The organism is Pseudomonas sp. 7SR1 (genome assembly GCF_900156465.1).
Lineage (GTDB): Bacteria > Pseudomonadota > Gammaproteobacteria > Pseudomonadales > Pseudomonadaceae > Aquipseudomonas.
On record NZ_LT707064.1, the window covers coordinates 5,595,340 to 5,622,011 of the forward strand.

The 26,672-nt window shown below is 62.6% G+C and carries 27 protein-coding genes and 1 other RNA gene; 20 read left to right on the forward strand and 8 right to left on the reverse strand.

From position 1 onward, the window contains the following. The first annotated feature begins 38 nt into the window (after positions 1-38). From ccoN (BW992_RS24585) to BW992_RS24670, 18 genes are all read left to right on the forward strand, one after another. Positions 39-1,463: a cytochrome-c oxidase, cbb3-type subunit I gene (gene ccoN / locus BW992_RS24585; RefSeq protein WP_076407228.1), complete on the forward strand. Its 1,425-nt coding sequence runs from the start codon at positions 39-41 to the stop codon at positions 1,461-1,463. Between the two features lie 10 nt (positions 1,464-1,473). Then, positions 1,474-2,082 (forward strand): cytochrome-c oxidase, cbb3-type subunit II, encoded by a 609-nt coding sequence (ccoO, locus tag BW992_RS24590; RefSeq protein WP_072389040.1) that lies wholly within the window; start codon positions 1,474-1,476, stop codon positions 2,080-2,082. 5 nt (positions 2,083-2,087) lie between these two features. Then, positions 2,088-2,291: a cbb3-type cytochrome oxidase subunit 3 gene (locus tag BW992_RS24595; protein WP_072389042.1), complete on the forward strand. Its 204-nt coding sequence runs from the start codon at positions 2,088-2,090 to the stop codon at positions 2,289-2,291. After that, positions 2,288-3,241 carry a cytochrome-c oxidase, cbb3-type subunit III gene (ccoP, locus tag BW992_RS24600; protein WP_072389044.1) on the forward strand — a complete coding sequence of 318 codons (954 nt, stop codon included), beginning with the start codon at positions 2,288-2,290 and terminating at the stop codon, positions 3,239-3,241. The genes BW992_RS24595 and ccoP (BW992_RS24600) overlap by 4 nt, the downstream gene beginning before the upstream one ends. A gap of 479 nt (positions 3,242-3,720) precedes the next feature. Then, positions 3,721-5,163, forward strand: coding sequence for a cytochrome-c oxidase, cbb3-type subunit I (gene ccoN / locus BW992_RS24605; protein ID WP_053158760.1), 1,443 nt, complete (start codon positions 3,721-3,723; stop codon positions 5,161-5,163). Then, positions 5,163-5,771 carry a cytochrome-c oxidase, cbb3-type subunit II gene (ccoO, locus tag BW992_RS24610; protein WP_053158763.1) on the forward strand — a complete coding sequence of 203 codons (609 nt, stop codon included), beginning with the start codon at positions 5,163-5,165 and terminating at the stop codon, positions 5,769-5,771. Before ccoN (BW992_RS24605) ends, ccoO (BW992_RS24610) begins: the two co-directional genes overlap by 1 nt. A gap of 5 nt (positions 5,772-5,776) precedes the next feature. Next, positions 5,777-5,962: a CcoQ/FixQ family Cbb3-type cytochrome c oxidase assembly chaperone gene (locus BW992_RS24615; RefSeq protein WP_003183474.1), complete on the forward strand. Its 186-nt coding sequence runs from the start codon at positions 5,777-5,779 to the stop codon at positions 5,960-5,962. Next, positions 5,959-6,942 (forward strand): cytochrome-c oxidase, cbb3-type subunit III, encoded by a 984-nt coding sequence (ccoP, locus tag BW992_RS24620; protein WP_053158766.1) that lies wholly within the window; start codon positions 5,959-5,961, stop codon positions 6,940-6,942. Before BW992_RS24615 ends, ccoP (BW992_RS24620) begins: the two co-directional genes overlap by 4 nt. A gap of 149 nt (positions 6,943-7,091) precedes the next feature. Further along, positions 7,092-7,346, forward strand: a complete 255-nt coding sequence (locus BW992_RS24625) for a type II toxin-antitoxin system Phd/YefM family antitoxin (RefSeq protein ID WP_072389046.1) — start codon at positions 7,092-7,094, stop codon at positions 7,344-7,346. Beyond that, positions 7,346-7,768 carry a type II toxin-antitoxin system VapC family toxin gene (locus tag BW992_RS24630; RefSeq protein ID WP_072430348.1) on the forward strand — a complete coding sequence of 141 codons (423 nt, stop codon included), beginning with the start codon at positions 7,346-7,348 and terminating at the stop codon, positions 7,766-7,768. Before BW992_RS24625 ends, BW992_RS24630 begins: the two co-directional genes overlap by 1 nt. A gap of 205 nt (positions 7,769-7,973) precedes the next feature. Next, entirely contained in the window at positions 7,974-9,389 is a 1,416-nt protein-coding gene (gene ccoG, locus BW992_RS24635; protein WP_072389050.1) for a cytochrome c oxidase accessory protein CcoG, read from the forward strand. A gap of 10 nt (positions 9,390-9,399) precedes the next feature. Continuing rightward, positions 9,400-9,939: a FixH family protein gene (locus BW992_RS24640; RefSeq protein ID WP_072389052.1), complete on the forward strand. Its 540-nt coding sequence runs from the start codon at positions 9,400-9,402 to the stop codon at positions 9,937-9,939. A 161-nt stretch (positions 9,940-10,100) separates the two neighbouring features. After that, positions 10,101-12,551, forward strand: coding sequence for a heavy metal translocating P-type ATPase (locus tag BW992_RS24645; RefSeq protein ID WP_076407229.1), 2,451 nt, complete (start codon positions 10,101-10,103; stop codon positions 12,549-12,551). 25 nt (positions 12,552-12,576) lie between these two features. Continuing rightward, on the forward strand, positions 12,577-12,795 hold the full coding sequence (gene ccoS, locus BW992_RS24650) for a cbb3-type cytochrome oxidase assembly protein CcoS (RefSeq protein WP_053158784.1): 219 nt from the start codon (positions 12,577-12,579) through the stop codon (positions 12,793-12,795). After that, entirely contained in the window at positions 12,788-13,471 is a 684-nt protein-coding gene (locus BW992_RS24655; protein WP_076407230.1) for a sulfite exporter TauE/SafE family protein, read from the forward strand. The genes ccoS and BW992_RS24655 overlap by 8 nt, the downstream gene beginning before the upstream one ends. A gap of 143 nt (positions 13,472-13,614) precedes the next feature. Beyond that, on the forward strand, positions 13,615-14,997 hold the full coding sequence (gene hemN, locus BW992_RS24660; RefSeq protein WP_076407231.1) for an oxygen-independent coproporphyrinogen III oxidase: 1,383 nt from the start codon (positions 13,615-13,617) through the stop codon (positions 14,995-14,997). A gap of 95 nt (positions 14,998-15,092) precedes the next feature. Continuing rightward, positions 15,093-15,827 carry a fumarate/nitrate reduction transcriptional regulator Fnr gene (fnr, locus tag BW992_RS24665; RefSeq protein ID WP_072389061.1) on the forward strand — a complete coding sequence of 245 codons (735 nt, stop codon included), beginning with the start codon at positions 15,093-15,095 and terminating at the stop codon, positions 15,825-15,827. A gap of 76 nt (positions 15,828-15,903) precedes the next feature. Next, positions 15,904-16,452, forward strand: a complete 549-nt coding sequence (locus BW992_RS24670) for an adenine phosphoribosyltransferase (protein ID WP_072389063.1) — start codon at positions 15,904-15,906, stop codon at positions 16,450-16,452. A 125-nt stretch (positions 16,453-16,577) separates the two neighbouring features. Here the strand turns inward: BW992_RS24670 and recR are convergent, their stop codons facing one another. The 4 genes from recR to dnaX all read right to left on the reverse strand — a co-directional run bounded on the left by recR (position 16,578) and on the right by dnaX (position 20,929). Further along, a complete protein-coding gene (gene recR, locus BW992_RS24675; RefSeq protein WP_072389065.1) occupies positions 16,578-17,180 on the reverse strand; it encodes a recombination mediator RecR in 603 nt (200 codons plus the stop codon). A gap of 66 nt (positions 17,181-17,246) precedes the next feature. Then, the gene (locus BW992_RS24680) at positions 17,247-18,281 is read right to left on the reverse strand and encodes an NADP-dependent oxidoreductase (RefSeq protein WP_072389067.1); all 1,035 of its coding nucleotides are present in this window, start codon (positions 18,279-18,281) and stop codon (positions 17,247-17,249) included. A 175-nt stretch (positions 18,282-18,456) separates the two neighbouring features. Continuing rightward, a complete protein-coding gene (locus tag BW992_RS24685; RefSeq protein ID WP_053153324.1) occupies positions 18,457-18,795 on the reverse strand; it encodes a YbaB/EbfC family nucleoid-associated protein in 339 nt (112 codons plus the stop codon). Between the two features lie 64 nt (positions 18,796-18,859). After that, on the reverse strand, positions 18,860-20,929 hold the full coding sequence (gene dnaX, locus BW992_RS24690) for a DNA polymerase III subunit gamma/tau (protein ID WP_076407232.1): 2,070 nt from the start codon (positions 20,927-20,929) through the stop codon (positions 18,860-18,862). Between the two features lie 142 nt (positions 20,930-21,071). On the opposite strand from dnaX, the gene BW992_RS24695 reads away from it, so the two are divergent. Then, complete coding sequence (locus BW992_RS24695; protein ID WP_076407233.1) at positions 21,072-21,836, forward strand: substrate-binding periplasmic protein; 765 nt, start codon at positions 21,072-21,074, stop codon at positions 21,834-21,836. Here BW992_RS24695 and BW992_RS24700 read toward each other — a convergent pair. After that, complete coding sequence (locus tag BW992_RS24700) at positions 21,788-23,530, reverse strand: putative bifunctional diguanylate cyclase/phosphodiesterase (protein WP_076407234.1); 1,743 nt, start codon at positions 23,528-23,530, stop codon at positions 21,788-21,790. The two genes, BW992_RS24695 and BW992_RS24700, sit on opposite strands and share 49 nt — an antisense overlap. A 306-nt stretch (positions 23,531-23,836) precedes the next feature. Here BW992_RS24700 and BW992_RS24705 point away from each other — a divergent pair, with 306 nt between their 5' ends. Beyond that, positions 23,837-24,151, forward strand: a complete 315-nt coding sequence (locus BW992_RS24705; protein WP_072389072.1) for a helix-turn-helix domain-containing protein — start codon at positions 23,837-23,839, stop codon at positions 24,149-24,151. Between the two features lie 41 nt (positions 24,152-24,192). Here the strand turns inward: BW992_RS24705 and BW992_RS24710 are convergent, their stop codons facing one another. The 3 genes from BW992_RS24710 to BW992_RS24720 all read right to left on the reverse strand — a co-directional run bounded on the left by BW992_RS24710 (position 24,193) and on the right by BW992_RS24720 (position 26,489). Beyond that, positions 24,193-24,843, reverse strand: a complete 651-nt coding sequence (locus tag BW992_RS24710) for a Pr6Pr family membrane protein (protein ID WP_072389073.1) — start codon at positions 24,841-24,843, stop codon at positions 24,193-24,195. A gap of 255 nt (positions 24,844-25,098) precedes the next feature. Further along, positions 25,099-25,195, reverse strand: an RNA gene (gene ffs, locus BW992_RS24715) — signal recognition particle sRNA small type. 133 nt (positions 25,196-25,328) lie between these two features. Next, positions 25,329-26,489, reverse strand: coding sequence for a zinc-binding metallopeptidase family protein (locus BW992_RS24720; RefSeq protein ID WP_072430341.1), 1,161 nt, complete (start codon positions 26,487-26,489; stop codon positions 25,329-25,331). Positions 26,490-26,672: the final 183 nt, after the last annotated feature.

Below are 26,672 nucleotides of genomic sequence, written 5' to 3' on the forward strand. Positions count from 1 at the left end.
GCAGGCGCGCTCTTCGGCTGAACCGTGGATGGGGAACCATGAACACTTCTATCAGTACCGCCTACAACTACAAGGTGGTCCGCCAATTCGCCATTATGACGGTGGTGTGGGGCATCGTCGGCATGGGGCTCGGGGTTTTTCTCGCCGCCCAATTGGTCTGGCCACAGCTCAACTTCGATCTACCGTGGACCAGCTTCGGCCGCCTGCGCCCGCTGCACACCAACGCGGTGATCTTCGCCTTCGGTGGCTGCGCCCTGTTCGCCAGCTCGTTCTATTCGGTGCAGCGCACCTGCCAGACCCAGCTGTTTGCGCCAAAGCTCGCCGCATTCTGTTTCTGGGGCTGGCAACTGGTGATCCTGCTGGCGGCCATCAGCCTGCCGCTGGGCTACACCAGCTCCAAGGAATACGCCGAACTGGAATGGCCGATCGACATCCTGATCACCATCGTCTGGGTCGCCTACGCCATCGTGTTCTTCGGGACCGTGGCCAAGCGCAACACCAAGCACATCTACGTGGGCAACTGGTTCTTCGGTGGGTTCATCCTGACCGTGGCGATCCTGCACATCGTCAACAACCTGGAACTGCCGGTGAGCCTCACCAAGTCCTACTCGGTGTATGCCGGGGCCACGGACGCGATGGTGCAATGGTGGTACGGCCACAACGCCGTGGGCTTCTTCCTCACCGCAGGCTTCCTGGGGATGATGTACTACTTCGTGCCGAAACAGGCCGAGCGTCCGGTGTATTCCTATCGCCTGTCCATCGTGCACTTCTGGGCGCTGATCACCCTGTACATCTGGGCCGGTCCGCACCACCTGCACTACACCGCGCTGCCGGACTGGGCCCAGTCCCTGGGCATGGTGATGTCGCTGATCCTGCTGGCACCGAGCTGGGGCGGCATGATCAACGGCATGATGACCCTCTCCGGCGCCTGGCATAAGCTGCGCAGCGACCCGATCCTGCGGTTCCTGGTGGTGTCCCTGGCGTTCTACGGCATGTCGACCTTCGAAGGTCCGATGATGGCGATCAAGACCGTCAACGCCCTCTCCCACTACACCGACTGGACCATCGGCCACGTACACGCCGGCGCCCTCGGCTGGGTGGCAATGATCTCCATCGGCGCGCTGTATCACATGATCCCGAAAGTCTTCGGCCGCGCGCAGATGCACAGCATCGGCCTGATCAACGCGCACTTCTGGCTCGCGACCATCGGCACCGTGCTCTACATCGCCTCGATGTGGGTCAACGGCATCGCCCAGGGCCTGATGTGGCGCGCGGTGAACGAAGACGGGACCCTCACCTACTCCTTCGTCGAAACCCTGGTGGCCAGCCACCCCGGCTTCGTCGTGCGGCTGGCAGGCGGGGCGATCTTCCTCATCGGCATGCTGCTGATGGCCTACAACACCTGGCGCACCGTGCGGGCCTACCAGCCTGCCGAAGCCGCCGCTGCCGCGCAGATGGCCTGAGGAGTCCGCCATGAAACACGAAACAATCGAAAAAAACGTCGGCCTGCTGATGCTGCTGATGGTCCTGGCCGTGAGCATCGGTGGCCTGACCCAGATCGTTCCTCTGTTTTTCCAGGACGTGACCAACAAGCCGGTGGACGGCATGAAGCCCTACACCGCCCTGCAACTGGAAGGCCGCGACATCTATATCCGTGAAGGCTGCGTCGGCTGCCACTCGCAGATGATCCGTCCATTCCGCGCCGAGACCGAACGCTACGGCCACTACTCGGTCGCCGGCGAAAGCGTCTGGGACCATCCGTTCCTGTGGGGTTCCAAGCGCACCGGTCCGGACCTGGCCCGGGTTGGCGCGCGCTACTCCGATGACTGGCACCGCGCCCACCTGTACAACCCGCGCAACGTCGTGCCCGAGTCGAAGATGCCGGCCTACCCGTGGCTGGTGACCAAGGCGGTGGACAGCAGCCATACCGAAGCCAAGCTGCGCACCATGCGCACCCTGGGCGTGCCGTACACCGACGATGACATCAGCGCCAGCGTGGCCTCGCTCCAGGGCAAGACCGAAATGGACGCGCTGGTGGCCTACCTGCAAGTGCTCGGCACTGCCATCAAGAGCAAGAGGTGAGCCCCATGTTTCTTGAAATGAGCACTGGAATGATCCGAGGGCTGGGCACGGTCGTGGTCTTCGTTGCCTTCGTCGGCCTGATCCTGTGGGTCTTCAGCAGCAAACGCGGCCCTGAATTCGCCCAGGCCCGCCTGCTGCCGTTCGCCGACGAGCCACCCGCCGACACCGCCAATCCCCAAGACCCTGCAACAAGGAGTACCCGGCCATGACCACCTTCTGGAGTACGTGGATCTGCGTACTGACCATCGGCAGCCTCATCGGCCTGACCTGGCTGCTGATCGGCACCCGCAAGGGCGAGACCAAGGGCAGCGTCGACCAGACCATGGGCCACAGCTTCGACGGCATCGAGGAGTACGACAACCCGCTGCCGCAGTGGTGGTTCCTGTTGTTCGCCGGCACCCTGGTGTTTTCCGTCGGCTACCTGGTCCTCTACCCGGGCCTGGGCAACTGGAAAGGCATCCTGCCCGGCTACGAGAACGGCTGGACCGGCGCCCATGAGTGGGAAAAGGAAATGGCCAAGGCCGACGCCAGGTTCGGACCGATCTTCGCCAAATTCGCCGCGATGCCGGTGGAAGAAGTCGCCAAGGACCCGCAGGCCCTGAAGATGGGCGGTCGCTTGTTCGCCTCCAACTGCTCGGTCTGCCACGGCTCCGACGCCAAGGGCGCGTTCGGCTTCCCGAACCTGGCCGACAGCAACTGGCGCTGGGGCGGCAATGCCGAAACCATCAAGGCCACGATCATGGGCGGTCGCATGGCGGCAATGCCGGCCTGGGGCGAGGTGCTGGGCGATGCCGGGGTCAAGAACGTAGCCGCCTATGTGCGTCATGACCTGGCCGGCCTGCCGTTGCCAGCGGACAGCGGCGCCGACCTGGAAGCCGGCAAGCAGGCCTTCAATACCACCTGTGTCGCCTGCCATGGCGCCACTGGCCAGGGCACCGAAGCCATGGGCGCGCCGAACCTGACGCAACCGGCTGGCTTCATCTACGGCACCAGCCTGGCACAGCTGCAGCAGACCATTCGCCATGGTCGCCAGGGTCATATGCCGGCCCAGAACGAACTGCTGGGCAATGACAAGGTGCAGTTGCTTGCAGCTTACGTCTACAGCCTGTCCCACCCTGCCGGTGCCGAGCGCCTGCAGGCTGAACACAAAAGCCAATAAATCCTGACCACACCAACAACCGCATTCACTCGAATGCGGTTGTTCGCCTCACTGCGCGACGCATTGTCGCACCCTCCCATGATCTTCCTTTCGGTTCACCGCAATCGGGTCTAAGCTCTCCTCTGCGTGTACTGGCGACTGCCGGTTTCAGGTCGACCCGACCCGATGTGTTCGACAATCGTTCGATAAAAATGCCGCAAAGACAGGCAGATACCGGCTATTTTCGAGATAGCTGCGTATCACCCGAACCCGTTGTGTGAACACACCCCGTTACAACCGACCCGACCCCCTCGCCTCTTTCCTTTGCCGCGGCTGTTTGCCGGGGCCGGATTTTGTCCCTACGCAATACATGGAAAGGCCGCAGAATCAGCGTTGGAAAGCATTGACCCAGGTCATGGCGCGTTGCAATGACCCCCTGCTTTCTCCATACTGCGGCCGATTTTTATCCTAATAAAACACCCAAACCGTGGAACCTTAGAATGAGCACAGCAATCAGTCCGACTGCTTATAACTATAAGGTAGTCCGCCAGTTCGCCATCATGACGGTGGTCTGGGGGATCCTTGGCATGGGGCTCGGTGTCTTCATCGCCTCGCAACTGGTCTGGCCGGAGTTGAACTTCGATCTGCCATGGACGACGTTTGGACGCCTGCGCCCACTGCACACCAACCTGGTGATCTTCGCCTTCGGTGGTTGTGCATTGTTTGCCACTTCCTACTACGTCGTGCAGCGAACCTGCCAAACGCGACTGATTTCCGACAGCCTCGCCGCCTTCACCTTCTGGGGTTGGCAAGCGGTGATCGTCGGCGCGATCGTGACCCTGCCAATGGGTTTCACCACCACCAAGGAATACGCCGAACTGGAATGGCCCCTGGCTATCCTGCTGGCCATCGTCTGGGTGACCTACGGTCTGGTGTTCTTCGGCACCATCGTCAAGCGCAAGACCAAGCACATCTATGTGGGCAACTGGTTCTACGGTGCCTTCATCGTCGTGACGGCCATGCTGCACATCGTCAACCACATGTCGTTGCCGGTCAGCCTGTTCAAGTCGTACTCGGCCTACTCGGGCGCGACCGACGCGATGATCCAGTGGTGGTACGGCCACAACGCCGTGGGCTTCTTCCTGACCACCGGCTTCTTGGGGATGATGTACTACTTCGTGCCGAAGCAGGCCGAGCGTCCGATCTACTCCTATCGCCTGTCCATCGTGCACTTCTGGGCGCTGATCACCCTGTACATCTGGGCCGGTCCGCACCACCTGCACTACACCGCGCTGCCGGACTGGGCCCAGTCCCTGGGCATGGCGATGTCGATCATCCTGCTGGCACCAAGCTGGGGCGGCATGATCAACGGCATGATGACCCTCTCCGGCGCCTGGCATAAGCTGCGTACCGACCCGATCCTGCGGTTCCTGGTGGTGTCCCTGGCGTTCTACGGCATGTCGACCTTCGAAGGCCCGATGATGGCGATCAAGACCGTCAACTCCCTCTCCCACTACACCGACTGGACCATCGGCCACGTACACGCCGGCGCCCTCGGCTGGGTAGCGATGATCTCCATCGGCGCCATCTACCACATGATCCCGAAACTGTTCGGTCGTGCGCAGATGCACAGCACCGGCCTGATCAACGCGCATTTCTGGCTCGCGACCATCGGTACCGTGCTCTACATCGCCTCGATGTGGGTCAACGGCATCACCCAGGGCCTGATGTGGCGTGCAATCAACGATGACGGCACCCTGACCTACTCGTTCGTCGAGGCGCTGCAAGCCAGTCACCCTGGTTTCATCGTGCGTGCCCTGGGCGGCGCGTTCTTCGCCAGCGGCATGCTGCTCATGGCCTACAACGTGTACCGCACCGTTCGTGCTTCTGACCCGGCTGAAGCTGAAGCCGCCGCCAAGATCGCCGTAGTTGGAGCTCACTGATGAAGCACGAAGCAGTAGAGAAGAATATCGGCCTGCTGGCCTTCTTCATGGTCATCGCCGTCAGCGTCGGCGGCCTGACCCAGATCGTTCCGCTGTTTTTCCAGGACGTGACCAACAAGCCGGTCGAAGGCATGAAGCCGCGCACCGCCCTTGAACTGGAAGGCCGCGACGTCTATATCGCCAACGGCTGTGTCGGCTGCCATTCGCAGATGATCCGTCCGTTCCGCGCCGAGACCGAACGCTACGGCCACTACTCGGTCGCCGGCGAAAGCGTCTGGGACCACCCGTTCCTGTGGGGCTCCAAGCGCACCGGTCCGGACCTGGCCCGTGTTGGCGGTCGCTACTCCGACGATTGGCAGCGTGCGCACCTGTACAACCCACGCAACGTGGTGCCGGAGTCGAAAATGCCGGCCTACCCGTTCCTCGTAGAAAACAAGCTCGACGGCAAAGACACCGCGAAAAAAATGGAAGTCCTGCGCAGCCTGGGCGTTCCTTACACCGACGAAGACATCGCCGGTGCCAGGGATGCCGTGAAGGGCAAGACTGAAATGGACGCGCTGGTGGCCTATCTGCAAGGCCTGGGCACCATCATCAAAAGCAAACGGTGATTTAGATGGATATCGGGATGATTCGTGGCCTGGGCACCGTCGTCGTGATGGTGGCCTTTATCGGTCTGGCCCTGTGGGTGTTCAGCCCCAAGCGCAAGTCGGAGTTTGACGACGCGACCTTGCTGCCGTTCGCGGATGATCCCGAAGCCATCAAGCACGTCGAGCAAGCTTCTAGGAGTAACAAAGAATGACTACGTTCTGGAGTCTGTACGTCACAGTCCTCAGTCTGGGAACCATCTTCTCCCTGACCTGGCTGCTGCTGTCGACCCGCAAGGGCCAGCGCGCCGAACAAACGGACGAGACCGTTGGCCACTCGTTCGATGGCATCGAGGAATATGACAACCCTCTGCCAAAGTGGTGGTTCATGCTGTTCGTGGGCACCATCGTGTTCGCCCTCGGTTACCTGGTGCTCTACCCGGGCCTGGGCAACTGGAAAGGCCTGCTGCCGGGCTATAACTACTTGGACACCGAAAAGCAGACCCCTTTCGCCAATGGCCAGACCGGCTGGACCGGCGTGCACGAATGGGAAAAGGAAATGGCTCGTTCGGACGCCAAGTTCGGTCCGATCTTCGCCAAATTCGCATCCATGCCCATCGAAGAAGTCGCCAAGGACCCGCAAGCCCTGAAGATGGGTGGCCGCCTGTTCGCCTCCAACTGCTCGGTCTGCCACGGCTCCGACGCCAAGGGCGCCTATGGCTTCCCCAACCTGACCGACGCCGACTGGCGCTGGGGCGGTGAACCGGAAACCATCAAGACCACCATCATGGGCGGTCGTCACGCGGTCATGCCGGGTTGGGCTGCCGTGGTGGGCGAGCAAGGCGTAGCCGACGTGGCCTCCTACGTAGTGACCAGCCTGCACGGTCGCAAGCTGCCGGAAGGTGCCAAGGCCGATCCGGCCAACGGCCAGAAACTGTTCGCGGCCAACTGCGTGGCCTGTCACGGCCCGGCCGGCAAAGGCACGCCTGCCATGGGCGCGCCTGACCTGACGCATCCAGCCGGTTTCATCTACGGTTCGAGTTTCGCCCAGCTGCAGCAGACCATCCGTTACGGCCGCCAGGGCCAGATGCCGGCCCAGGCCGACCTGCAAGGCAACGACAAGGTCCACTTGCTGGCTGCCTATGTCTACAGCCTGTCTCACGGCGAGAAAGCACCTGCGGCCGACGCCCAGTAAAGCTAACGCCTGATGTACCGAAGGCCCCGTCAACCAGCGTTGACGGGGCCTTTTTGTTTGCCGGTGCGACAGGACGAAATGGTTTTATCTTGCCCGCAATCAGCAGCGGTAGTAACGTGCCTACATTCAGTTCTATTGAGGACGCCGCCATGTCCATCACCACTATTTCCAGCCGCGAATTCAACCACGACACAAGTGGTGCCAAAAAAGCCACCCGCCAGGGGCCGGTCATCATCACCGACCGTGGCAAGCCGGCCCACGTGCTGCTAAGCATTGAGGAGTACCAGAAACTGACCGGCGTTGGCACCAGCATTGTCGAGTTGCTGGTCATGCCCGACACACCGGATATCGATTTCGATATCGAACGTGCCGTCATCTCTCCTCGACCGGTGGACCTGTCCTGATGTATCTGCTCGACACTAACGTCATCTCGGAACTGCGCAAGCCTCAAGCCGATAAGAACGTACAGGCCTGGGCGCGTGGCGTGCCCGCCCCTAGCCTTTACCTCTCGGCGATTACCGTATTGGAATTGGAAACCGGCGTGTTGCGCTTCGAACGCAGGGACCCGGTACAAGGCAGCCGCCTGCGCGAATGGCTGGACAACCATGTCATGCCCGCATTCGCCGGAAGAATCCTGGCGGTCGACCGCGCTGTCGCGCTGCGCTGCGCTCGCCTGCACGTTCCGGATCGCAGCAATGAATGCGATGCACTGATTGCTGCCACTGCATTGGTCCACGGGCTGACCTTAGTCACCCGCAACGTGAGTGATTTTCATAACAGCGGCGTGGCGGTGCTCAACCCATGGTCATCCAGTCCAGCCGCTTGAGACGGCAGCTCCTACAATAGTCAATTGATCTGGGTCATGACTTGTTACATCCGCTACACCATTCTATGCAGACGCCCAACGCGACCAAAGGTCGCACCCGTGGCCTGAAGCGACAGGCGTATCATTGCGCCATTGCAACGCCCTTTCTGACCGTGGTCGGCACGTACTGGCCTCGGCACTTTTCCACTGCCGTGGGATGCATTCGATGAGTAACCAGATTCCGGTACATGACGTCACCCCGCCTGCCAAGGACGCGAACAAAACCGTCGACCTTTATGCCTCTCGGGAAAAGATCTACACGCGTGCCTTCACCGGCCTGTTCCGCAACCTGCGGATGGTCGGCGGCGCATTACTGTTCCTGCTGTATTTCGGTACGGTCTGGCTGAACTGGGGTGGCCACCAGGCCGTCTGGTGGAACCTGCCGGAACGCAAGTTCTTCATCTTCGGCGCGACCTTCTGGCCCCAGGACTTCATCCTGCTGTCGGGACTGCTGATCATCGCGGCCTTCGGCCTGTTCTTCATCACGGTCTATGCAGGGCGGATCTGGTGTGGCTATACCTGTCCGCAGAGCGTGTGGACCTGGATCTTCATGTGGTGTGAAAAAGTCACCGAAGGCGACCGCAACCAGCGCATCAAGCTGGACAAGGCGCCCATGAGCGCCAACAAATTCCTGCGCAAGTTCGCCAAGCACAGCCTGTGGCTGCTGATCGGCTTCGTCACCGGCATGACCTTCGTCGGCTACTTCACCCCCATTCGCGAACTGGTCTTCGAATTCTTCACCGGCCAGGCCGACGGCTGGTCGTATTTCTGGGTCGGCTTCTTCACCCTCGCCACCTATGGCAACGCCGGTTGGCTGCGCGAGCAGGTGTGCATCTACATGTGCCCCTATGCCCGCTTCCAGAGCGTGATGTTCGACAAGGACACCCTGATCGTGTCCTACGATCCGCGTCGCGGCGAAAGCCGTGGCCCGCGCAAGAAAGGCATCGACTACAAGGCCCTTGGACTGGGGGACTGCATCGACTGCACCATGTGCGTCCAGGTCTGCCCCACCGGTATCGATATCCGCGACGGCCTGCAGATCGAGTGCATCGGCTGTGCCGCCTGCATCGACGCCTGCGACAACATCATGGACAAGATGGACTACCCCCGCGGCCTGATCAGCTACACCACCGAACACAACCTGTCGGGGCAGAAAACCCATAAACTGCGTCCGCGCCTGATCGGCTATGCCCTGGTCCTGCTGACCATGATCAGCCTGCTGGTAACCGCGTTCTTCATGCGTTCGCTGGTGGGCTTCGACGTCAGCAAGGACCGCGTGCTGTACCGCGAGAACGCCGAAGGCCGGATCGAAAACGTCTACAGCCTGAAAATCATGAACAAGGACCAGCGCGATCACACCTATGTGCTGGAAGCCACCGGCCTGCCTGACCTCAAGCTTCAGGGCCGGCGGGAAATCAAGGTCGCGGCCGGCGACATCTTCAGCCAGCCGGTTGAACTGTCCAGCGCTCCGGATCAACTGCCGTCCAGCACCAATGAGGTGACTTTCATCCTCAAGGATGCCGATGACGACAGCGTTCATGTTGAAGCCAAGAGCCGGTTCATCGGCCCACAAACTCGTTGAGAGAAATGACATGCCTGCAGCAACTGCCTCCAGCCCTTGGTACAAGCACCTCTGGCCCTGGATCATCATCGGCATCCTGACCTGCTCGGTGGTGCTGAGCCTGTCCATGGTGACCATCGCGGTGAACAACCCGGACAACCTGGTGAACGACAACTACTACGAAGCCGGCAAGGGCATCAACCGCTCCCTGGAGCGCGAGCTGCTGGGCCAGACCCTGCAGTTGCATGCCAATGTGCAGCTCGATGACGTCACCGGCGAAGTGAACCTGCGCCTGAGCGGCAACAGCCGGCCCCAGACCCTGGAACTGAGCCTGATTTCGCCGACCCAGCCGGAGAAGGACCGCAAGGTCGTCCTGACCCGCAACGACAGCGAGCCTGGGCGGTATGTCGGACAGTTGACAGACAAGATCGAAGGCCGGCGCTTCGTGGAACTGCTGGGCATGGAGAACGGCAAGACCTGGCGCCTGTTCGAAGAAGAACAGATCAACCATGACCAGGACGTCTTGCTCGGTGACGAGCCGCTGCAAGGCGCTGAAGACTTGCACAAATAAGCCGCTTTTCCTGCGGCCAAGGAGTTGCTCCCATTGGGCCGCTAAGCGGCCCTGTGTTTGGTCCGGCGCCCCTTTCAGGCATATTGCGTTCTCTGACAACGGCGGCTCGTCGCCGAGCGGGAGCAAGCTCCCTCGCCACAAAAGGCTTTCATGCGACAACCATGACCACTCCACAGCCCTGCTACCACTGCGCCCTGCCCGTGCCTCCCGGCAGTCGCTTTACCACCGTTGTCCTGGGTGAAACCCGCGAGCTGTGCTGCCCGGGCTGCCAGGCGGTGGCCCAGGCCATCGTGGCAGGCGGCCTGGAGAGTTATTATCAGCATCGCAGCGAGGCCTCGGCCAACCCCGAGACCCTGCCCACCCAGTTGACCGACGAACTGGCCCTGTATGACCGTCCCGATGTCCAGCAATCCTTTGTGCGCCACGAGGGCGAACTGGCGCAAGCCACCCTGCTGATGGAGGGCATCAGTTGCGCCGCCTGCGGCTGGCTGATCGAGAAACAGCTGCGCAGCCTCCCGGACGTGGCCGAGGCGCGCTTGAACCTCTCCAACCATCGCCTGCATGTACGCTGGGCCGACGCTCGCTTGCCCCTGAGCACGCTGCTCGCCGAATTGCGCCGCATCGGCTACGCCGCCCACCCGTACCACGCCGACCAGGCCAGCGAACAGCTCGCTGCACAGAACCGCCTGGCCCTGCGTCAGCTCGGCGTGGCCGGATTGCTGTGGTTCCAGGCCATGATGGCGACCATGGCCACCTGGCCGGAATTCAACATCGACCTGAGCCCCGAGATGCACACCATCCTGCGCTGGGTCGCGCTGTTCCTCACCACCCCGATCGTGTTCTACAGCTGCGCGCCTTTCTTCAAGGGCGCGATGCGTGACCTGCGCACCCGCCACCTGACCATGGACGTTTCCGTGTCCCTGGCCATCGGCAGTGCCTATGTCGCCGGAATCTGGACTTCCATCACCGGTACGGGAGAACTGTATTTCGACGCCGTGGGCATGTTCGCCCTGTTCCTGCTGGCCGGCCGATACCTGGAGCGCCGGGCCCGGGAACGTACCGCCGCCGCCACCGCGCAACTGGTCAACCTGTTGCCCGCGTCGTGCCTGCGCCTGGAAGACAACGGCCAGAGTGAACGCATCCTGCTCAGCGAGTTGCGCGTCGGCGACCGGGTACTGGTACAGCCCGGCGCGACCCTGCCGGCCGATGGCCGGATCCTCGACGGCCAGTCCAGTGTCGACGAGTCGCTGCTGACCGGCGAATACCTGCCCCAGCCTCGCCAGGCGGGCGATGCAGTCACTGCCGGCACGCTCAACGTCGAAGGAGCGCTGACGGTCGAAGTACTGGCCCTGGGACAAGACACTCGGTTGTCGGCCATCGTGCGCCTGCTGGAACGAGCCCAGGCCGAAAAACCGCGCCTGGCGGAAATCGCCGACCGCGCCGCCCAGTGGTTCCTGCTGTTTTCCCTGATCGCCGTGGCCGCCATCGGCCTGTTGTGGTGGCAGCTGGATGCGTCCAGGGCATTCTGGATCGTCCTGGCGATGCTGGTCGCCACTTGCCCTTGCGCATTGTCCCTGGCGACCCCCACCGCCCTCACGGCCGCCACCGGCTCCCTGCACAAGCTCGGGCTGCTGTTGACCCGCGGGCATGTGCTGGAGGGATTGAATCAGATCGATACGGTGATTTTCGACAAGACCGGCACCCTCACCGAAGGTCGCCTGGCCTTGCGTGCCATTCGTCCGCTGGCCGCCCTGGACAGCGACCAGTGCCTGGGCTTGGCCGCAGCCCTGGAAAACCGCTCCGAGCATCCCATCGCCCGCGCCTTCGGGCGTGCGCCCCTGGCCGCCGAGCAAGTGCAAAGCACCCCGGGGCTGGGCCTGGAGGGATGGGTGGCCGAACGACGCCTGCGCATCGGCCACCCCGGCTTCGTTTGTGAGTTGAGCGGCGCCACCGTTCCATCGATGCCAGACGAACCCGGTCAATGGCTGCTGCTGGGCGATACCGACGGGCCGCTGGCGTGGTTTGTCCTGGACGATCGGCTACGCGCCGATGCCCCGGCACTGCTGGCGGCCTGCAAGGCGCGCGGCTGGCGTACGCTGCTGCTGTCGGGCGACAGCTCGCCGATGGTGGCCGGCGTGGCGGCCGAACTGGGCATCGACGAGGCCCGGGGTGGCCTGCGCCCGGACGACAAACTGGCGGTGCTGCAGCAGTTGCACCAGCAGGGTCACAAGGTACTGATGCTCGGCGACGGCGTGAACGACGTGCCGGTGCTGGCGGCCGCGGACATCAGCGTCGCCATGGGCTCGGCCACCGACCTGGCCAAGACCAGCGCCGACGCGGTGCTCCTGTCCAACCGCCTCGACGCCCTGGTCCACGCCTTCGCCCTGGCCCGCCGCACCCGCCGGGTGATTATCGAGAACCTGGCGTGGGCCGCGCTGTACAATGGCCTCATGCTGCCGTTCGCCGCCCTCGGCTGGATCACACCGGTTTGGGCGGCGGTCGGTATGTCCATCAGTTCGTTGACCGTGGTGTTGAATGCGCTGAGGCTGACTCGCCAGCCCCGGGCGCCCGTTTGCGCCACCACCCCCGACACCCGCCCGCTGCCGGCCTGAGCCGCGCGGGCATGGAGTTCCGACAATGCCAGCTCTGTATGTGATGATCCCGGCGGCACTGCTGATCGTCGCCATCGCCGTCTACATCTTCTTCTGGGCCGTGGACAGCGGGCAGTACGACGACCTCGACGGCCCGGCCCACAGCATCCTGTTCGACGACCAGGACCCGAACCACAAGGCCGCGGTGGACGAGGCCGACGGTCAACCCCGCGAACCGGACGACAAGGCCCCTCCTCATGCTTGAGCTGGCGCTGCAACTGGTCTCGGCGGTCATTCTCGGCCTGTTGGGCGGTGGGCACTGCCTGGGTATGTGCGGCGGCCTCATGGGCGCCCTGACCCTGGCGATTCCCAAGGAACAGCGCAGCCGGCGCTTGCGGCTGCTGCTGGCGTACAACCTGGGACGGATCCTGAGCTATGCCACCGCCGGACTGCTGATCGGCCTGGCCGGCTGGGCTGTCGCCAACAGCGCAGCGGCGATGATCCTGCGGGTCCTGGCCGGCTTGCTGCTGATCGCCATGGGCCTGTACCTGGCGGGCTGGTGGAGCGGCCTGACCCGTATCGAAAGCGTCGGTCGCGGGCTGTGGCGGCTCATCCAGCCCGTCGCCAATCGCTTGCTCCCTGTTTCGAGCCTGCCTCGGGCCCTGCTGCTGGGCGCGTTATGGGGCTGGCTGCCGTGCGGCCTGGTCTACAGCACCCTGTTGTGGTCGGCGAGCCAGGGCAACGCGCTGGACAGCGCGCTCTTGATGCTTGCCTTCGGCCTCGGCACCTGGCCAGTACTGCTCGCCACGGGCCTGGCGGCAGAGCGCGTCACGGCGCTGTTGCGCAAGCGCAGCGTGCGCGTGGCCGGCGGGCTGCTGGTGATGGTCTTCGGCCTCTGGACCCTGCCGGGGCCGCACCAGCATTGGCTCATGGGGCACTGATCGGCAACCGTCATCCCTCGCAGGCTCGCTCGTACACTCACCACGCCCCTGCCCACAGTCGACGCCCGTTGATGCAAATCAAGACGCTCCCCCGCTGGCATCCCTAGACTCGCCCCATGCCAGTTTATCCGGGGAACGCCCGCATGCTCGACGCCATTCGTTGGGACCCAGACCTGATCCGCCGCTATGACCTGGCGGGGCCTCGCTACACCTCGTACCCGACCGCGGCGCAATTCACCAGCCAGGTGGGGACCTTCGACCTGCTCCACGCCCTGCGCGAGAGCCGCAAGGCATTGCGGCCACTGTCGCTGTACGTGCACGTGCCGTTCTGCGCGAACATCTGCTACTACTGCGCCTGCAACAAAGTCATCACCAAGGACCGGGGCCGTGCCCACGCCTACCTGCAGCGCCTGGAACAGGAAATCCAGCTGATCGGTTGCCATCTGGACCCGACCCAGCGCGTGGAACAGTTGCACCTGGGCGGCGGCACGCCAACGTTCCTCAGCCATGACGAGTTGCGCCAGTTGATGGCCAAGCTGCGCAAGCACCTGAATCTGCAGGATGACGATTCCGGCGACTACGGCATCGAGATCGATCCACGGGAAGCCGACTGGTCCACCATGGGCCTGTTGCGGGAACTGGGATTCAACCGGGTCAGCATCGGCGTGCAGGACCTCGACCCTGCCGTGCAGCGGGCCGTCAATCGCCTGCAAAGCCTGGATGAAACCCGCGCCGTGATCGAGGCGGCCCGCACCTTGCAATTTCGCTCGATCAACATCGACCTGATCTACGGCCTGCCCAAACAGACCCCGGAAAACTTTGCCCGCACCGTACAGGAGATCATCCAGCTGCAGCCCGATCGCCTGTCGGTGTTCAATTATGCCCATCTGCCGGAGCGCTTCATGCCCCAGCGGCGCATCGACAGCCAGGACCTGCCGAGCCCCGTGCAAAAGCTGGCCATGCTGCAAGGCACCATCGAACAGCTGACCGCCGCCGGTTACCGCTACATTGGCATGGACCACTTCGCCCTGCCCGACGACGACCTGGCGATCGCCCAGGAAGAGGCCACCCTGCAACGCAATTTCCAGGGCTACACCACCCATGGCCACTGCGACCTGATCGGCCTCGGCGTGTCGGCCATCAGCCAGATCGGCGACCTGTACTGCCAGAACAACAGCGATTTGAACCAGTACCAGAACACCCTGGCCGACGGCCAACTGGCGACCAGTCGCGGCCTGCTCTGCACCGCCGACGACCGCCTGCGGCGGGCGGTGATCCAGCAGTTGATCTGCCATTTCAACCTGGAATTCGCCGAGATCGAGCGAGCCTTCGACATCGATTTCGTCGAGTACTTCGCCTCGGTGTGGCCATCCCTGCAAGTCATGGCCGACGATGGCCTGATCGAGCTCGACAGCGAACACATCAGGGTCCTGCCCGCCGGGCGCCTGCTGGTGCGCTCGGTGTGCATGGTGTTCGACGCCTATCTGGAGCAGCAAAATCGCCAGCGCTTCTCCCGCGTGATCTGAGCGCGACAATTTGACGACGAAAGCGCACTGGCCGGGTTGCCTGAGCTGGGTTACCCTTACGGCTGATGTGTGTTTTTCCCACAAGGATTAAAGAAATGTCCGAGCCCGTCAAATTGCGCGCACACAACCAGGCCCATTGCAAGGATTGCAGCCTGGCCCCTCTATGCCTGCCACTTTCTCTGAATCTGGAGGACATGGACGCGCTGGACGAAATCGTCAAGCGGGGCCGCCCCTTGAAGAAAGGTGAGTTCCTGTTCCGCCAGGGCGACACGTTCGACTCCGTGTACGCCGTGCGATCGGGCGCCTTGAAGACGTTCAACCTCAGTGACAGCGGCGAGGAGCAGCTCACCGGTTTCCACCTGCCCAGCGAGCTGGTGGGCCTGTCAGGCATGGACACCGAAAGCCATCCGGTCTCGGCCCAGGCGCTGGAAACCACCTCGGTCTGCGAGATTCCGTTCGAACGCCTCGACGAACTGGCGCTGCAACTGCCACAGCTGCGTCGCCAACTGATGCGGGTGATGAGCCGCGAGATCCGCGACGATCAGCAAATGATGCTGCTGCTCTCGAAAAAGACCGCCGACGAGCGCATCGCCACCTTCCTGGTCAACCTCTCCGCGCGCTTCCGTGCCCGGGGCTTCTCCGCCAACCAGTTCCGCCTGAGCATGTCGCGCAACGAAATCGGCAACTACCTGGGCCTGGCCGTGGAAACCGTGTCGCGGGTATTCACCCGCTTCCAGCAGAACGAACTGATCGCCGCCGAAGGCAAGGAAATCCACATCCTCGACCCGATCCAGCTCTGCGCCCTGGCCGGCGGCTCGATCGACGGCTGATGAATGCGAGCGGCTGAGGGTTTCCCTCGGCCGCGCTATACTGCCGCGTTTGCAGCCTTGCCAGGACACCTCGACGATGGTCTTCGACTCCTTCGACATCAAATCCCTGATCCGCCCCGTAATCGATTTCCCCAAGCCCGGCGTGATCTTTCGCGACATCACCCCACTGTTCCAGTCCCCCACCGCCCTGCGGCTGGTCATGGACAGCTTCGCCCACCGCTATGTCGAAGCCGACTTCACCCACATCGGCGCGATGGATGCCCGGGGCTTCCTGATCGGCTCGATCCTGGCCTACCAGTTGAACAAGCCATTGGTGCTGTTTCGCAAGCAAGGCAAGCTGCCAGCCGATGTGCTGGCCGAGGGTTACCAGACCGAATACGGCGAAGCCTTCCTTGAAGTGCACGCCGACAGCCTGTGCGAGGGTGATTCGGTGGTGATGTTCGATGACCTGATCGCCACCGGCGGCACGCTGATCGCCGCCGCCAACCTGATCCGTCGCATGGGCGCCAAGGTCCATGAAGCCGCCGCGATCATCGACCTGCCGGAACTGCTCGGTTCCCAGCGCCTGGAAGACATGGGCATTCCCACCTTCTGCCTGACGCAGTTCTCCCTCAGCGAAAAATAACGGGCAGGCAACCATCGAACCTGTGGGAGCGAGCTTGCTCGCGATGGCGGTCTATCAGTCGCATGGAGGTTGGCTGATCCACCGCTATCGCGAGCAGGCTCGCTCCCACAGGTACTGTGTAGCGGTTACAACGCGATCGGCTTGCGACCGGCAAACGAATGCGCCAGCGTCCCGCCGTCCACCAGCTCCAGCTCCCCACCCAGCGGCACGCCATGGGCGATGCGTGAGGCGACCAGGCCTTTGTTGCTCAGCAGCTGGGCGATGTAGTGCGCGGTGGCTTCGCCCTCCACTGTCGGGTTGGTGGCCAGGATCACTTCCTTGAAGGTGCCGGCCTCTTCGATGCGCGCCATCAGCTCAGGAATGCCGATGGCTTCCGGCCCCAGGCCGTCGAGGGGCGACAGATGTCCCTTGAGCACGAAATAACGCCCACGAAACCCGGTCTGCTCCACCGCGTACACGTCCATCGGCCCTTCCACGACGCACAACAGGCTGTCGTCCCGCCGCGGGTCGGCGCATTGGGGGCACAGGTCGTCCTCGGTGAGGGTCCGGCACTGGCGGCAATGCCCTACCCCTTCCATGGCCTGGCTCAAGGCCTGGGCCAGGCGTGAGCCGCCGCTGCGATCACGCTCGAGCAACTGCAACGCCATGCGCTGGGCCGTTTTCTGACCCACGCCCGGCAAGGTTCGCAGGGCATCGATCAGTTGGCGAATCAAAGGGCTGAAGCTCATTGAGGAAATATCCGACATGACAACGAGACGCGGTTTATACCCGCGCCTCCGATTAGCGTCAAATACTCAATCCTGTGCCACCCGCACTACCAGCTTGCCGAAATTGCGTCCCTCCAACAGGCCGATAAACGCCTGCGGTGCGTTCTCGAGGCCATCGACCACGTCTTCGCGGAACCTCACCTTGCCGTCCCGGACCCAGGGTGCCATGGCACTGAGAAATTCCGGCTGCCGGTCGCCGTAGTCGTCGAACACGATAAACCCTTGCATCCGCACCCGCTTGGTCAGCAAGGTGCGCTGCAGGAGCGGCAGGCGGTCGGGACCGTCCGGGGCCTGTTGATCATTGTAGGAAGCGATCAGCCCGCAGAGTGGAATGCGCGCCTTGGCATTGAGCAGTGGCACCACGGCATCGAAAACCTTGCCGCCGACATTTTCATAATAGATGTCGATCCCCTTGTCACAGGTCCGGGCCAGCTCCTCGGCAAAATCCGCGCGTTTATGATCGACGCAGGCATCGAACCCCAGCTCCTCCACCACGTATCTGCATTTCTCGCTGCCGCCGGCCACGCCTACCACCCGCAGCCCCTTGATCTTCGCCACCTGGCCGACCACCGAGCCGACGGCGCCCGAGGCCGCCGCCACGACCAGGGTTTCCCCGGCCCGGGGCTGGCCGATGTCCATCAACCCCATGTAGGCGGTCATGCCCGGCATGCCCAGCACACCCAGGGCCATCGACGGGCTGGGCAGCCCGGAGGGAATGGGGATGATGTTGCGGCCGTCACTGATGCTGTGGCTCTGCCAGCCCGTTACCCCCACCACCAGGTCGCCTTCCTGGAATTTCGGATGCAGGGAGCGCTCCACGCGACTGACGGCCCCGCCGGTCATCACTTCATCGATCTGCACGGGCGCGGCATAGGACGGTGCGTCGCTCATTCGCCCGCGCATGTAGGGGTCCAGGGACAGGAACAGTGTCTTGAGCAGGACCTGCCCTTCTGCCAGGTCCGGTAATGTCACCTGCTCGATGCGGAAATTCTCCGGGACGGGCGCCCCCTTGGGACGGGAAGCAAGAACGATGCGCTGGTTGGTTATCGATGCCTGTGACATGGAAACGTCTCCTTGATCGTGGATGGGCGTGCATAGGCAGCAGACCACTGCCCAAGGGGCAGCGTTCGATGTTTGTGCGCTCGGCCCGCGACGCCAGGAATTTCTGAAGCGGACACAAAAATGCCAGGCGCGGTGCCTGGCATTGTGTGTAGCCCATCCCCGTCGGGATCGCGAATCAGAACGGCAGCTTCATGCCCGGTGGCAGTTGCATGCCGGCGGTCATGCCGGACATCTTTTCCTGGCTGTTGGCTTCGATCTTGCGCACCGCGTCGTTGACGGCGGCGGCGAACAGGGCCTCAAGCATTTCCTTGTCGTCTTCGCTCAGGCCTTCGACCACGCTTGGATCGATGCTGACGCGCTTGATGTCGTGGCGACCGGTCATGACCACGGTCACCATGTCACCGCCGGATTTGCCGGTGACTTCGGCGTTGGCCAGCTCTTCCTGCATCTTGGCCATTTTTTCCTGCATCTGCTGTGCCTGCTTCATCAGGCCGGCCATGCCACCTTTCATCATGGGAATCACCTCGAAAGTACTTGGATAGATACCGCGCCCGAACCGTCCGGTCCGGCGCTTTCAGTTATGAGCCCTGGCTGACCGGGGCCTCGACAGGTTCGATAGTATCGTGACGGACCACGGCGCCGAACTGTTGCATCATCTGCTGGATGAACGGATCGTTGTGGATCGACTCCTCGGCCTCGCGCTGACGGTCGGCACGGCGTCGTGCCGCCGCCTGGGCCGGGGTTTCCTGCTCGGGCTTGATCAGCTCGATGCTCAGGGTCAGGGTGCGCTGATGATACTGGTTCAGCGCATCGTTGAGGCGACGCTGCTGGGTCGCGTTGAACAGCGCACTGTGGGCCGGATCCAGGTGCAGCAGCCAATGGTCGCCTTCCACGGAAATCAGCGTGCAGTTGGCGGCGATACTGCCGGTCATGCCGGAAATCGGCAGTTTCGCAAACAGCTCCAGCCATTGCAGGGCCAGCCCGGTGGCCGGCATCGCGGCAGGTTCCGGCTCGGGTTCGGGCGTCGGCTCGCGGGCATGCTCGCTGGCCAGGTCGTCCAGATAGCTGTAGGCCGAGTCCAGGTCCGGCTCGATGTAGTCTTCATCCAGCGGAGGCTCGTCGTCCAGGTCAGTGCCAGGGGTGGCGAGATCGACCTCGGCCGCCGTCGGCTCCGGCATGGGGGCCGCGACCCACTCGGGGGCGTCGGGCACCACACTGTCCGGGGTCGGCATGGGGAGCGGCGGCAGCTCGGGCTGCTGGGCTGTGGTATCCAGCACAGGCTGCCGGGCAGGCGGCTGGACGATCTCAGGCTCCACCGGATCGTTCCAGGGCAGGTCGATGACTGCTTCGGCAACCGGTTCGGGAGCTGGCTCTGGTTCGGGCACAGGCTGCGCAGCCGCGACAACAGGTGTCGGGGCCGGTTGCGCAATGGCTGCTACCGTAACCGGGGCAGAAACCACTGCCGGCGCAACAACAGGCGCGGCAGCCACTGGCCTGGTGGAATCAGCTGTGGCCTGGCTGATCCCCACTGGCTTTAGCACCGGCCTCGGCGCGTCCGCCGTATCGGCGGGCCGGAACGCCAGCATCCGCAACAGCACCATTTCGAAGCCGCCTCGCGGATCCGGCGCCAAAGGCAGGTCGCGACGGCCGATGAGGCCCATCTGGTAATAGAACTGCACGTCTTCGGCTGGCAAGGCCTGGGCCAGGGCCAATACCCGATCACGGTCGCCATGGCCATTGTCGACACCTTCAGGCAAGGCCTGGGCGATGGCGACACGGTGCAATACGTTGAGGATTTCCGACAGCACGCCATTCCAGTCCGGGCCTTGCTCGGCCAGGTGACGCACGGCTTCGAGCAACGCCTTCGCGTCGCCTTCGATCAGCGCATGCAACACGTCATAGACCTGGCCATGGTCCAGGGTACCGAGCATGGCCCGCACGTCGGCGGCCATCACCTTGCCTTCGCCAAAGGCAATGGCCTGGTCGGTGAGGCTCATGGCGTCACGCATCGAACCGTCGGCGGCGCGCCCCAGCAGCCACAACGCGTCGTCTTCGAACGGCACGTTCTCGACACCCAGCACATGGGTGAGGTGCTCGACGACCCGCTCCGGCGTCATGTTCTTGAGGGAGAACTGCAGGCAACGGGACAAAATTGTCGCGGGAAGTTTCTGCGGGTCGGTGGTCGCCAGGATGAACTTGACGTAGGGCGGCGGCTCCTCAAGCGTCTTGAGCAGCGCATTGAAGGAATGGCTGGAGAGCATGTGCACTTCGTCGATCAGGTAGACCTTGAAGCGCCCACGGCTCGGGGCGTACTGCACGTTGTCGAGCAGTTCGCGGGTGTCTTCGACCTTGGTGCGACTGGCGGCGTCGATCTCGATGAGGTCGACGAAACGGCCCTCGTCGATCTCGCGACAGACCGAACATTCGCCACAGGGCGTGGAAGTGATGCCGGTTTCGCAGTTCAGGCACTTGGCGATGATCCGCGCAATGGTGGTCTTGCCCACGCCCCGCGTCCCCGTGAACAGGTAGGCGTGGTGCAGCCGCTGGCTGTCCAAGGCATTGATCAGAGCCTTGAGCACATGGGTCTGGCCGACCATTTCGCGGAACGAGCGCGGACGCCATTTACGTGCAAGAACCTGATAACTCATCGAAAACCGTCGCAACGAAGGAACACAAGCGGCTAATGCTAGCGGAGCAGGGGCGAAATTGCATCCGGTGCGCTCGCCTAATCTGACTAAGCTGTGGATCATGACTCGGTTGTCGACAGGATTCGCGGGATCAGGAGAGCGTATGCACGGGGCCATGGGGGCTTTGCTGTTGTTGAGTACGGGTTGTCTGGCCGCCGAAACGCCCTTGCGATTTGCCGTCACCGACGGCTGGGCCATGCCCATGGTACAGATCGAACGGGGCCGTCCGACCCAGGGCATCATGCCCGACATCATGACCAGCCTGGCGACCCAGGCAGGCATGCCGGCCGAGTTCCACGTGCTGTCTCGGGCCAGGCTCGACGCGGCCATGCAGAATGGCGAAGTCGATATGCGCTGTTATGTCAGCCCCGACTGGGTGGATGGCAACGGCAATTATCTATGGAGCGTCCCGCTGTTCTTCCAGCGCGACCTGCTGGTCGGCACCACCAGCGTGTCCACGCAACTGTCGCCGGCGGCACTGGCACCACAACCGATCGGCACGGTGCTGGGCTATACGTACCCGACCTTGCAGCCGCTGTTCGACAGCGGCCACTTGCGGCGCGACGATGCGCGTAGCCAGGAGCAGGTGCTGGCCAAGCTGCTTGCCGGTCGCTATCGCTATGGCGTGAGCAATCAATGGGCACTGGACTGGTTCAATCAACGGCATGGGGCTGACCGTCAACTGCACGAGGTGGCTGTTCTCCAGGAACAACAGCTGGGCTGCTACCTGCGTAACGATCCCGGTCTTGCGACACAACGCATTCTGCGCACCCTGGAAAAAATGAAAGCGTCGGGGGAAATCGACGCCATCATCCGGCTCTATACCGGCCGCAACGCCGCATCGCAGGCAGAGACCGAGTCGCCCTGAATGCCGGGCCGTTGCTTCCACTGCGGCGGTGGAACAAAGCCCCTTACCCACCCCGGTATCTGCTCGGGGGGCATGGGTCGGGCAATGAAATACCCTTGAGCCACTTCACACCCCAGCCGCAGCAACAATTGCCCATGTTCCAGGCTGTCCAACCCCTCGGCCACCACCTGGCGCCCGAATGCCTGAGCCAGACCGATCACGGCGCGGGTCAGGGCCAGGTCGTCCCGGTCCTCCAGGATGTCGCGGACAAAGGTCTTGTCGATCTTGATGGTCTGGGTGCGCAGGTGCTTGAGGTCATTGAGGGAACAGTGGCCCGTTCCGAAGCCTCCCAGGGAAAACACCACGCCCAAGGCCTGGCAGGCCTGGAGACAGTCGCTGACGTGGGCCAGGTTTTCCACCGCGACGGATTCGACGATCTGCAGGTCCAGCATGCGCGGCGACACCGTCGGGTGTCGTTCCAGCACCTGCCGCAGGCGCGCCACGAAATCCGCGCGCTGGAAGTGTCGCGCCGAGATGTTGATGCTCACCGGCCAACACTGCCCCGCCTGCTGCCATTGCTGCAACTGGGTCATGACCTGCTCCATGACCCATTCGCCGATGTCGACGATCAGGTCGGTTTCTTCCACCAGGGGCAGGAACTCCCGGGGCGGCACCAGTCCACGTTGCGGATGTTTCCAGCGCAGCAGCGCCTCGAGACCGACCACGCAGCCATCGCGCATATTGACCTTGGGCTGGAAATGCAGCCGCAACTCGTCGTCCACCAATGCCTGCCGGACTCGCTCGACGGACTGGTACGTGGCCTGTACCTCCCTGTCCCGGGACACATCGAACAGATGGAAACGATTGCGACCGCTCTGCTTGGCCACGTACATGGCCTGGTCGGCGTGGCGCAGCAAGGTTTCGGCATCCTCGTCGTCACACGGGTACAGCGTGACACCGATGCTGGCGAACACCTTGATACTCTTGCCATCGATCACGTAGGGCGCGGAGACGGCGATCAGCACCCGGTTCAAGGCGCCATGCAGCTCATCCATCCCACGCACATGGCGCAGCACCAGTACGAACTCATCCCCGGCCAGCCGCGCCACCACGTCCTCGCCACGCACGATACTGCGCAGCCGCCTGGCCACTTCCACCAGCAGCCGGTCGCCACTGGCGTGGCCATGACCATCATTGACGGCCTTGAAGCCGTCGAGGTCGAGCATGCATATCGCCAGGGGCAGGTTTTCCGCCCGGGAAAAGGCCAGGGACTGATTCAACAAGTCCGACAGGTAGGTGCGATTGGGCAGCCCGGTCAGCACATCGTGTCCGACCCGCCATTGCAGGGAATGCAGTTGCCGACGCTTCTCGCTGACATCGAAACGAATCGCCAGGTAACGCTCGATCCGCCCTGTCGTATCGTCGGCCACCGGTACCAGGGTGGTGTCGACCCAATGCAAGGTTCCGTCCTTGGCCCGGTTGCAGATCTCGCCTTTCCAGATCTGGCCCAGGGCAATGGTGCGCCACATGGCGCTGAAGAACTCGCCAGGGTGCTGTCCGGAGTTGAGCAGGCGATGATTTTCGCCCAGCAGTTCATCGCGCCGGTAGCCAAAGAGAAGACAGAACTGATCGTTGACGTAGGTGATACGCCCGTTCAAATCGGTTTCGGAGAAAATCGCGGCTGCGTCAACGGCTCTGCGGTACTTCTTATCCATCGAAGCAGTCATCCATGAGTCATGGCTGGGCAGACGAAACAGCCAACTCGCTTCGAACACCTCGAAATGAGTTGGAGCGCGGGCCGTGCCGGCGATTGGGGTCAAGCCTCTACCGTTTGTCGCGACAATAAACGCAAGCGCTGTGTTTTTCGCGCATCCCGGTGTCTGATGCAGGTCACCAAATACCCGTGCCAAAGGCCGATTCTACGAAACACATCACATTTTGCAAAGCAAAGTGATGGAAAATGCGGTTGCCTAATGCAAAAATCTATCGTTAAGTTCTTGATTCTAAATGGGAATTGAGCGATGCGAATTTCGAGCTTGGGGGCGGCCATCAGACGCTATCGCAAAGTAGCGGGGCTGACTCAGGCTGAACTGGGCGAAAAGACCGGCTTTGACCCCAAAACCATCAGCCGTTTCGAAACCGGCACCTACACCCCCAGCGTTGAAGCGCTGATCCTGCTTGCCAAGGCGCTGGACGTACAGCTCAAGGCATTTTTTGTCGACATGAACGACGAAGACGAACAACGCGCCTATCTGTTCGGCGTCATCCACAAAGCCACGCCAAAGGACCTGGGGAAGCTGATCGCGGCGGTAGACCAGGCGCTGTCCAAGCCTTAGGGCATGTCCCCTGAAATCCAGGGGAGCAGGTCATCGGCCAGTCAACGCTCCCCCTTCGCCCGATCCACGGCAATCACGACCAGCGATATCACCACGAACCCCACCAGCACCATGGCCGCATTGCCAAGCGCCTGCATATAACCCAGCCGATTCACTTCGATGAACGGATAGGGATAGGTGTCCAGCAGATGGCCGCGCACCAGGGCGTAGATGAAATAGGCCAACGGATAGATCAGCCACGGCCAGGCGTTGCGCCAATGCAGCCCCTTGGGAACGCAGAACCACCAATAGATCACGAACACCACTGGCATCACGTCGTGGAGCAACTCGTCGGCCACCCATTGCCAGCCCTGGGGATCCCACACGTTACGCAGCAAGAAATTGTAGGCCAGACCCACCAGCACGATGGCGGCTGCCACGCCGCCTTGTGTCGACGGTCGGAGAAAGAAGCTGCGCAGCGCCGAGCTCCCTGTCGTCGCGGCATAAGTCAACACCACCGCCACCAGGATATTGGTCAGCACCGTGAAGTAACTGAAGAAGATATCCAGCCCACCCGCCAGGCTCTTGCCGGCCTGCCAGCGCGAAGTCAGGATCAAGTAAAGCTGGAGCACCAAGGCAAACCAGGCCAGCCCAGCGGCAAGCTTCACGGCCACATTGCCCTTGCCTTGCGTTAACACCATGTCGTCGCTCATCACGTTGCCCTCCGGCCACGTGGCAGCTGCGACTGCGAAGTCCCTGAAAGGGATGTTCAACGACAGGCTGCCTGTTGGACGAGACCCTAGAAAAGCACCCGCAAGGATTCCACTGTCATTGCTGACAGTTCCGACCAGTGGTCATGCTGCAGGCGGCACAAGGCTGCGAAAGCATTCGAAGAGCAGAACAGGAAGACAAGGAAGGATGAAGTGAGAAGAACCTTGCGAAGGAAGGTTCGGGCGTTATGGAGGCAACCCCACCAGCCACACCCCGGCACACAATGTTCCCGCTGTGGCTGCTTCCTTCCGGATCTGACCAGGTTCACGGGTAATCGTTGCGGGGGGACCGATGGGGTCACCATAACGACGCCCGCCTGACGGCGAGCCGCGCCATTGTACCTATCTGGCAAGAACTTACAACCGTCCGCGCCGGATTAAAAACCGAAGATGTTCAAGCACTTGCCGCGCAGGCAAGGCCCGCGTGGCTATAGCAGCACTTCATCGGCCCGACCGCCCTCCTCCTGGATCACCATGTGGATGAAATGCAGCTTGGTAATCACCGCGGCCGGCAGGACGAAAGGGTAGAAATCCGGCTGGCCCATGCTGCGGGACAGCTCGTTGAGCATGCCGGCCAGTTCGATCCAGGCGTTGACGAAGGACAGGAAGGCCGAGCCACCGGAATGCCCCGGGTCGAACAGGGTGTCGGGCGGGAACGGCTGGTAGTCGAAATCCATGTCCTGGGCGCTCATGCCAAACCCCAGCGCGGTGTCCACCGCGTCCATCATGTGCAGGTAGTGAGCCCAGGTCTCGGCCCAGTCCTCCCAGGGATGCATGGTGGCGTAGGCGCTGACGTAACGGCTTTGCCAATCCTGGGGCGCGCCTTGCTGGTAGTGACGCTCCAGGGCTTCGGAATAACTGGCGCGCTCGTCGCCGAACAATCCACGAAACGGCTCGAGCCAGTGGCTGTTGGCGACCAGCCGGTCCCAGTAGTAATGGCCCACTTCGTGACGAAAATGCCCGAGCAGGGTGCGATACGGCTCGCGCATCTGCTGGCGCACGTATTCGCGATGGGCATCGTCGGCTTCCTTGATGTCCAGAGTGATCAATCCGCTGGCGTGACCGGTGGTCGGCGGGGTGCCGTCAGGGTCGACGCCGATGAAATCGAAGGCCAGGCCAATGTCTTCATCGACACTTTTCGGGACCACCGGCAAACCCAGGGTGATCAGTTGCGCCACCAGGCGGCGCTTGGCGGTCTCGACCTTGCGCCAGCGCTCCGGGTTTTCCGGGAGCGACAGATCCGGAATGGTGCGGTTCAGGCTGCAAGCAATGCACAGCGTGTCCTGGTCATTGGCCGGCAGCAACCAGTTGCAGGCCGCCGGGGTATCCAGGTTGGCACAGCGACGGAACAATCCCGCCTGCGGATCGGCATCCAGCGTCCAGGTGCCCGGTTGCTCGCCGGGTTGCAGGGAAGACAGACGGCTCTGTTCGGGCTGATACCCCAGCGCCGCCAGGCAGGCCAGGCATTGGCTGTTGCGAAAGAACAGGGACTGGCCGCAGCGACACGGCCAGATCTTGCTGTTACGCGAACGATCGGCCATGAAAGGCGCGGCGATGCGTGAACTCAGCTGTTCGAAGAAGCGGTACATGGCGATCTTTCTCCCGGGAGCCTGAAGATTAGTGGCCTGTGTGGCTAATTCGTGCCCTCGACGTCAAGTTGACCGTACAGACCACTAGATCACCCCGCGCGCAGGATCGTTCCTGCGCGCATCGCTTCAAACGCGGCAAGGAGCGGCTCGCGTCATGGAGCCCCGCTCCACACCACAGGCCTG

Bases quoted from the DNA above. Each gene is read 5' to 3' on its own strand.
- ccoN (WP_076407228.1), top strand. From the start codon at position 39: ATGAACACTTCTATCAGTACCGCCTACAACTACAAGGTGGTCCGCCAA.
- ccoO (WP_072389040.1), top strand. From the start codon at position 1,474: ATGAAACACGAAACAATCGAAAAAAACGTCGGCCTGCTGATGCTGCTG.
- BW992_RS24595 (WP_072389042.1), top strand. From the start codon at position 2,088: ATGTTTCTTGAAATGAGCACTGGAATGATCCGAGGGCTGGGCACGGTC.
- ccoP (WP_072389044.1), top strand. From the start codon at position 2,288: ATGACCACCTTCTGGAGTACGTGGATCTGCGTACTGACCATCGGCAGC.
- ccoN (WP_053158760.1), top strand. From the start codon at position 3,721: ATGAGCACAGCAATCAGTCCGACTGCTTATAACTATAAGGTAGTCCGC.
- ccoO (WP_053158763.1), top strand. From the start codon at position 5,163: ATGAAGCACGAAGCAGTAGAGAAGAATATCGGCCTGCTGGCCTTCTTC.
- BW992_RS24615 (WP_003183474.1), top strand. From the start codon at position 5,777: ATGGATATCGGGATGATTCGTGGCCTGGGCACCGTCGTCGTGATGGTG.
- ccoP (WP_053158766.1), top strand. From the start codon at position 5,959: ATGACTACGTTCTGGAGTCTGTACGTCACAGTCCTCAGTCTGGGAACC.
- BW992_RS24625 (WP_072389046.1), top strand. From the start codon at position 7,092: ATGTCCATCACCACTATTTCCAGCCGCGAATTCAACCACGACACAAGT.
- BW992_RS24630 (WP_072430348.1), top strand. From the start codon at position 7,346: ATGTATCTGCTCGACACTAACGTCATCTCGGAACTGCGCAAGCCTCAA.
- ccoG (WP_072389050.1), top strand. From the start codon at position 7,974: ATGAGTAACCAGATTCCGGTACATGACGTCACCCCGCCTGCCAAGGAC.
- BW992_RS24640 (WP_072389052.1), top strand. From the start codon at position 9,400: ATGCCTGCAGCAACTGCCTCCAGCCCTTGGTACAAGCACCTCTGGCCC.
- BW992_RS24645 (WP_076407229.1), top strand. From the start codon at position 10,101: ATGACCACTCCACAGCCCTGCTACCACTGCGCCCTGCCCGTGCCTCCC.
- ccoS (WP_053158784.1), top strand. From the start codon at position 12,577: ATGCCAGCTCTGTATGTGATGATCCCGGCGGCACTGCTGATCGTCGCC.
- BW992_RS24655 (WP_076407230.1), top strand. From the start codon at position 12,788: ATGCTTGAGCTGGCGCTGCAACTGGTCTCGGCGGTCATTCTCGGCCTG.
- hemN (WP_076407231.1), top strand. From the start codon at position 13,615: ATGCTCGACGCCATTCGTTGGGACCCAGACCTGATCCGCCGCTATGAC.
- fnr (WP_072389061.1), top strand. From the start codon at position 15,093: ATGTCCGAGCCCGTCAAATTGCGCGCACACAACCAGGCCCATTGCAAG.
- BW992_RS24670 (WP_072389063.1), top strand. From the start codon at position 15,904: ATGGTCTTCGACTCCTTCGACATCAAATCCCTGATCCGCCCCGTAATC.
- recR (WP_072389065.1), bottom strand. From the start codon at position 17,180: ATGAGCTTCAGCCCTTTGATTCGCCAACTGATCGATGCCCTGCGAACC.
- BW992_RS24680 (WP_072389067.1), bottom strand. From the start codon at position 18,281: ATGTCACAGGCATCGATAACCAACCAGCGCATCGTTCTTGCTTCCCGT.
- BW992_RS24685 (WP_053153324.1), bottom strand. From the start codon at position 18,795: ATGATGAAAGGTGGCATGGCCGGCCTGATGAAGCAGGCACAGCAGATG.
- dnaX (WP_076407232.1), bottom strand. From the start codon at position 20,929: ATGAGTTATCAGGTTCTTGCACGTAAATGGCGTCCGCGCTCGTTCCGC.
- BW992_RS24695 (WP_076407233.1), top strand. From the start codon at position 21,072: ATGCACGGGGCCATGGGGGCTTTGCTGTTGTTGAGTACGGGTTGTCTG.
- BW992_RS24700 (WP_076407234.1), bottom strand. From the start codon at position 23,530: ATGGATAAGAAGTACCGCAGAGCCGTTGACGCAGCCGCGATTTTCTCC.
- BW992_RS24705 (WP_072389072.1), top strand. From the start codon at position 23,837: ATGCGAATTTCGAGCTTGGGGGCGGCCATCAGACGCTATCGCAAAGTA.
- BW992_RS24710 (WP_072389073.1), bottom strand. From the start codon at position 24,843: ATGAGCGACGACATGGTGTTAACGCAAGGCAAGGGCAATGTGGCCGTG.
- BW992_RS24720 (WP_072430341.1), bottom strand. From the start codon at position 26,489: ATGTACCGCTTCTTCGAACAGCTGAGTTCACGCATCGCCGCGCCTTTC.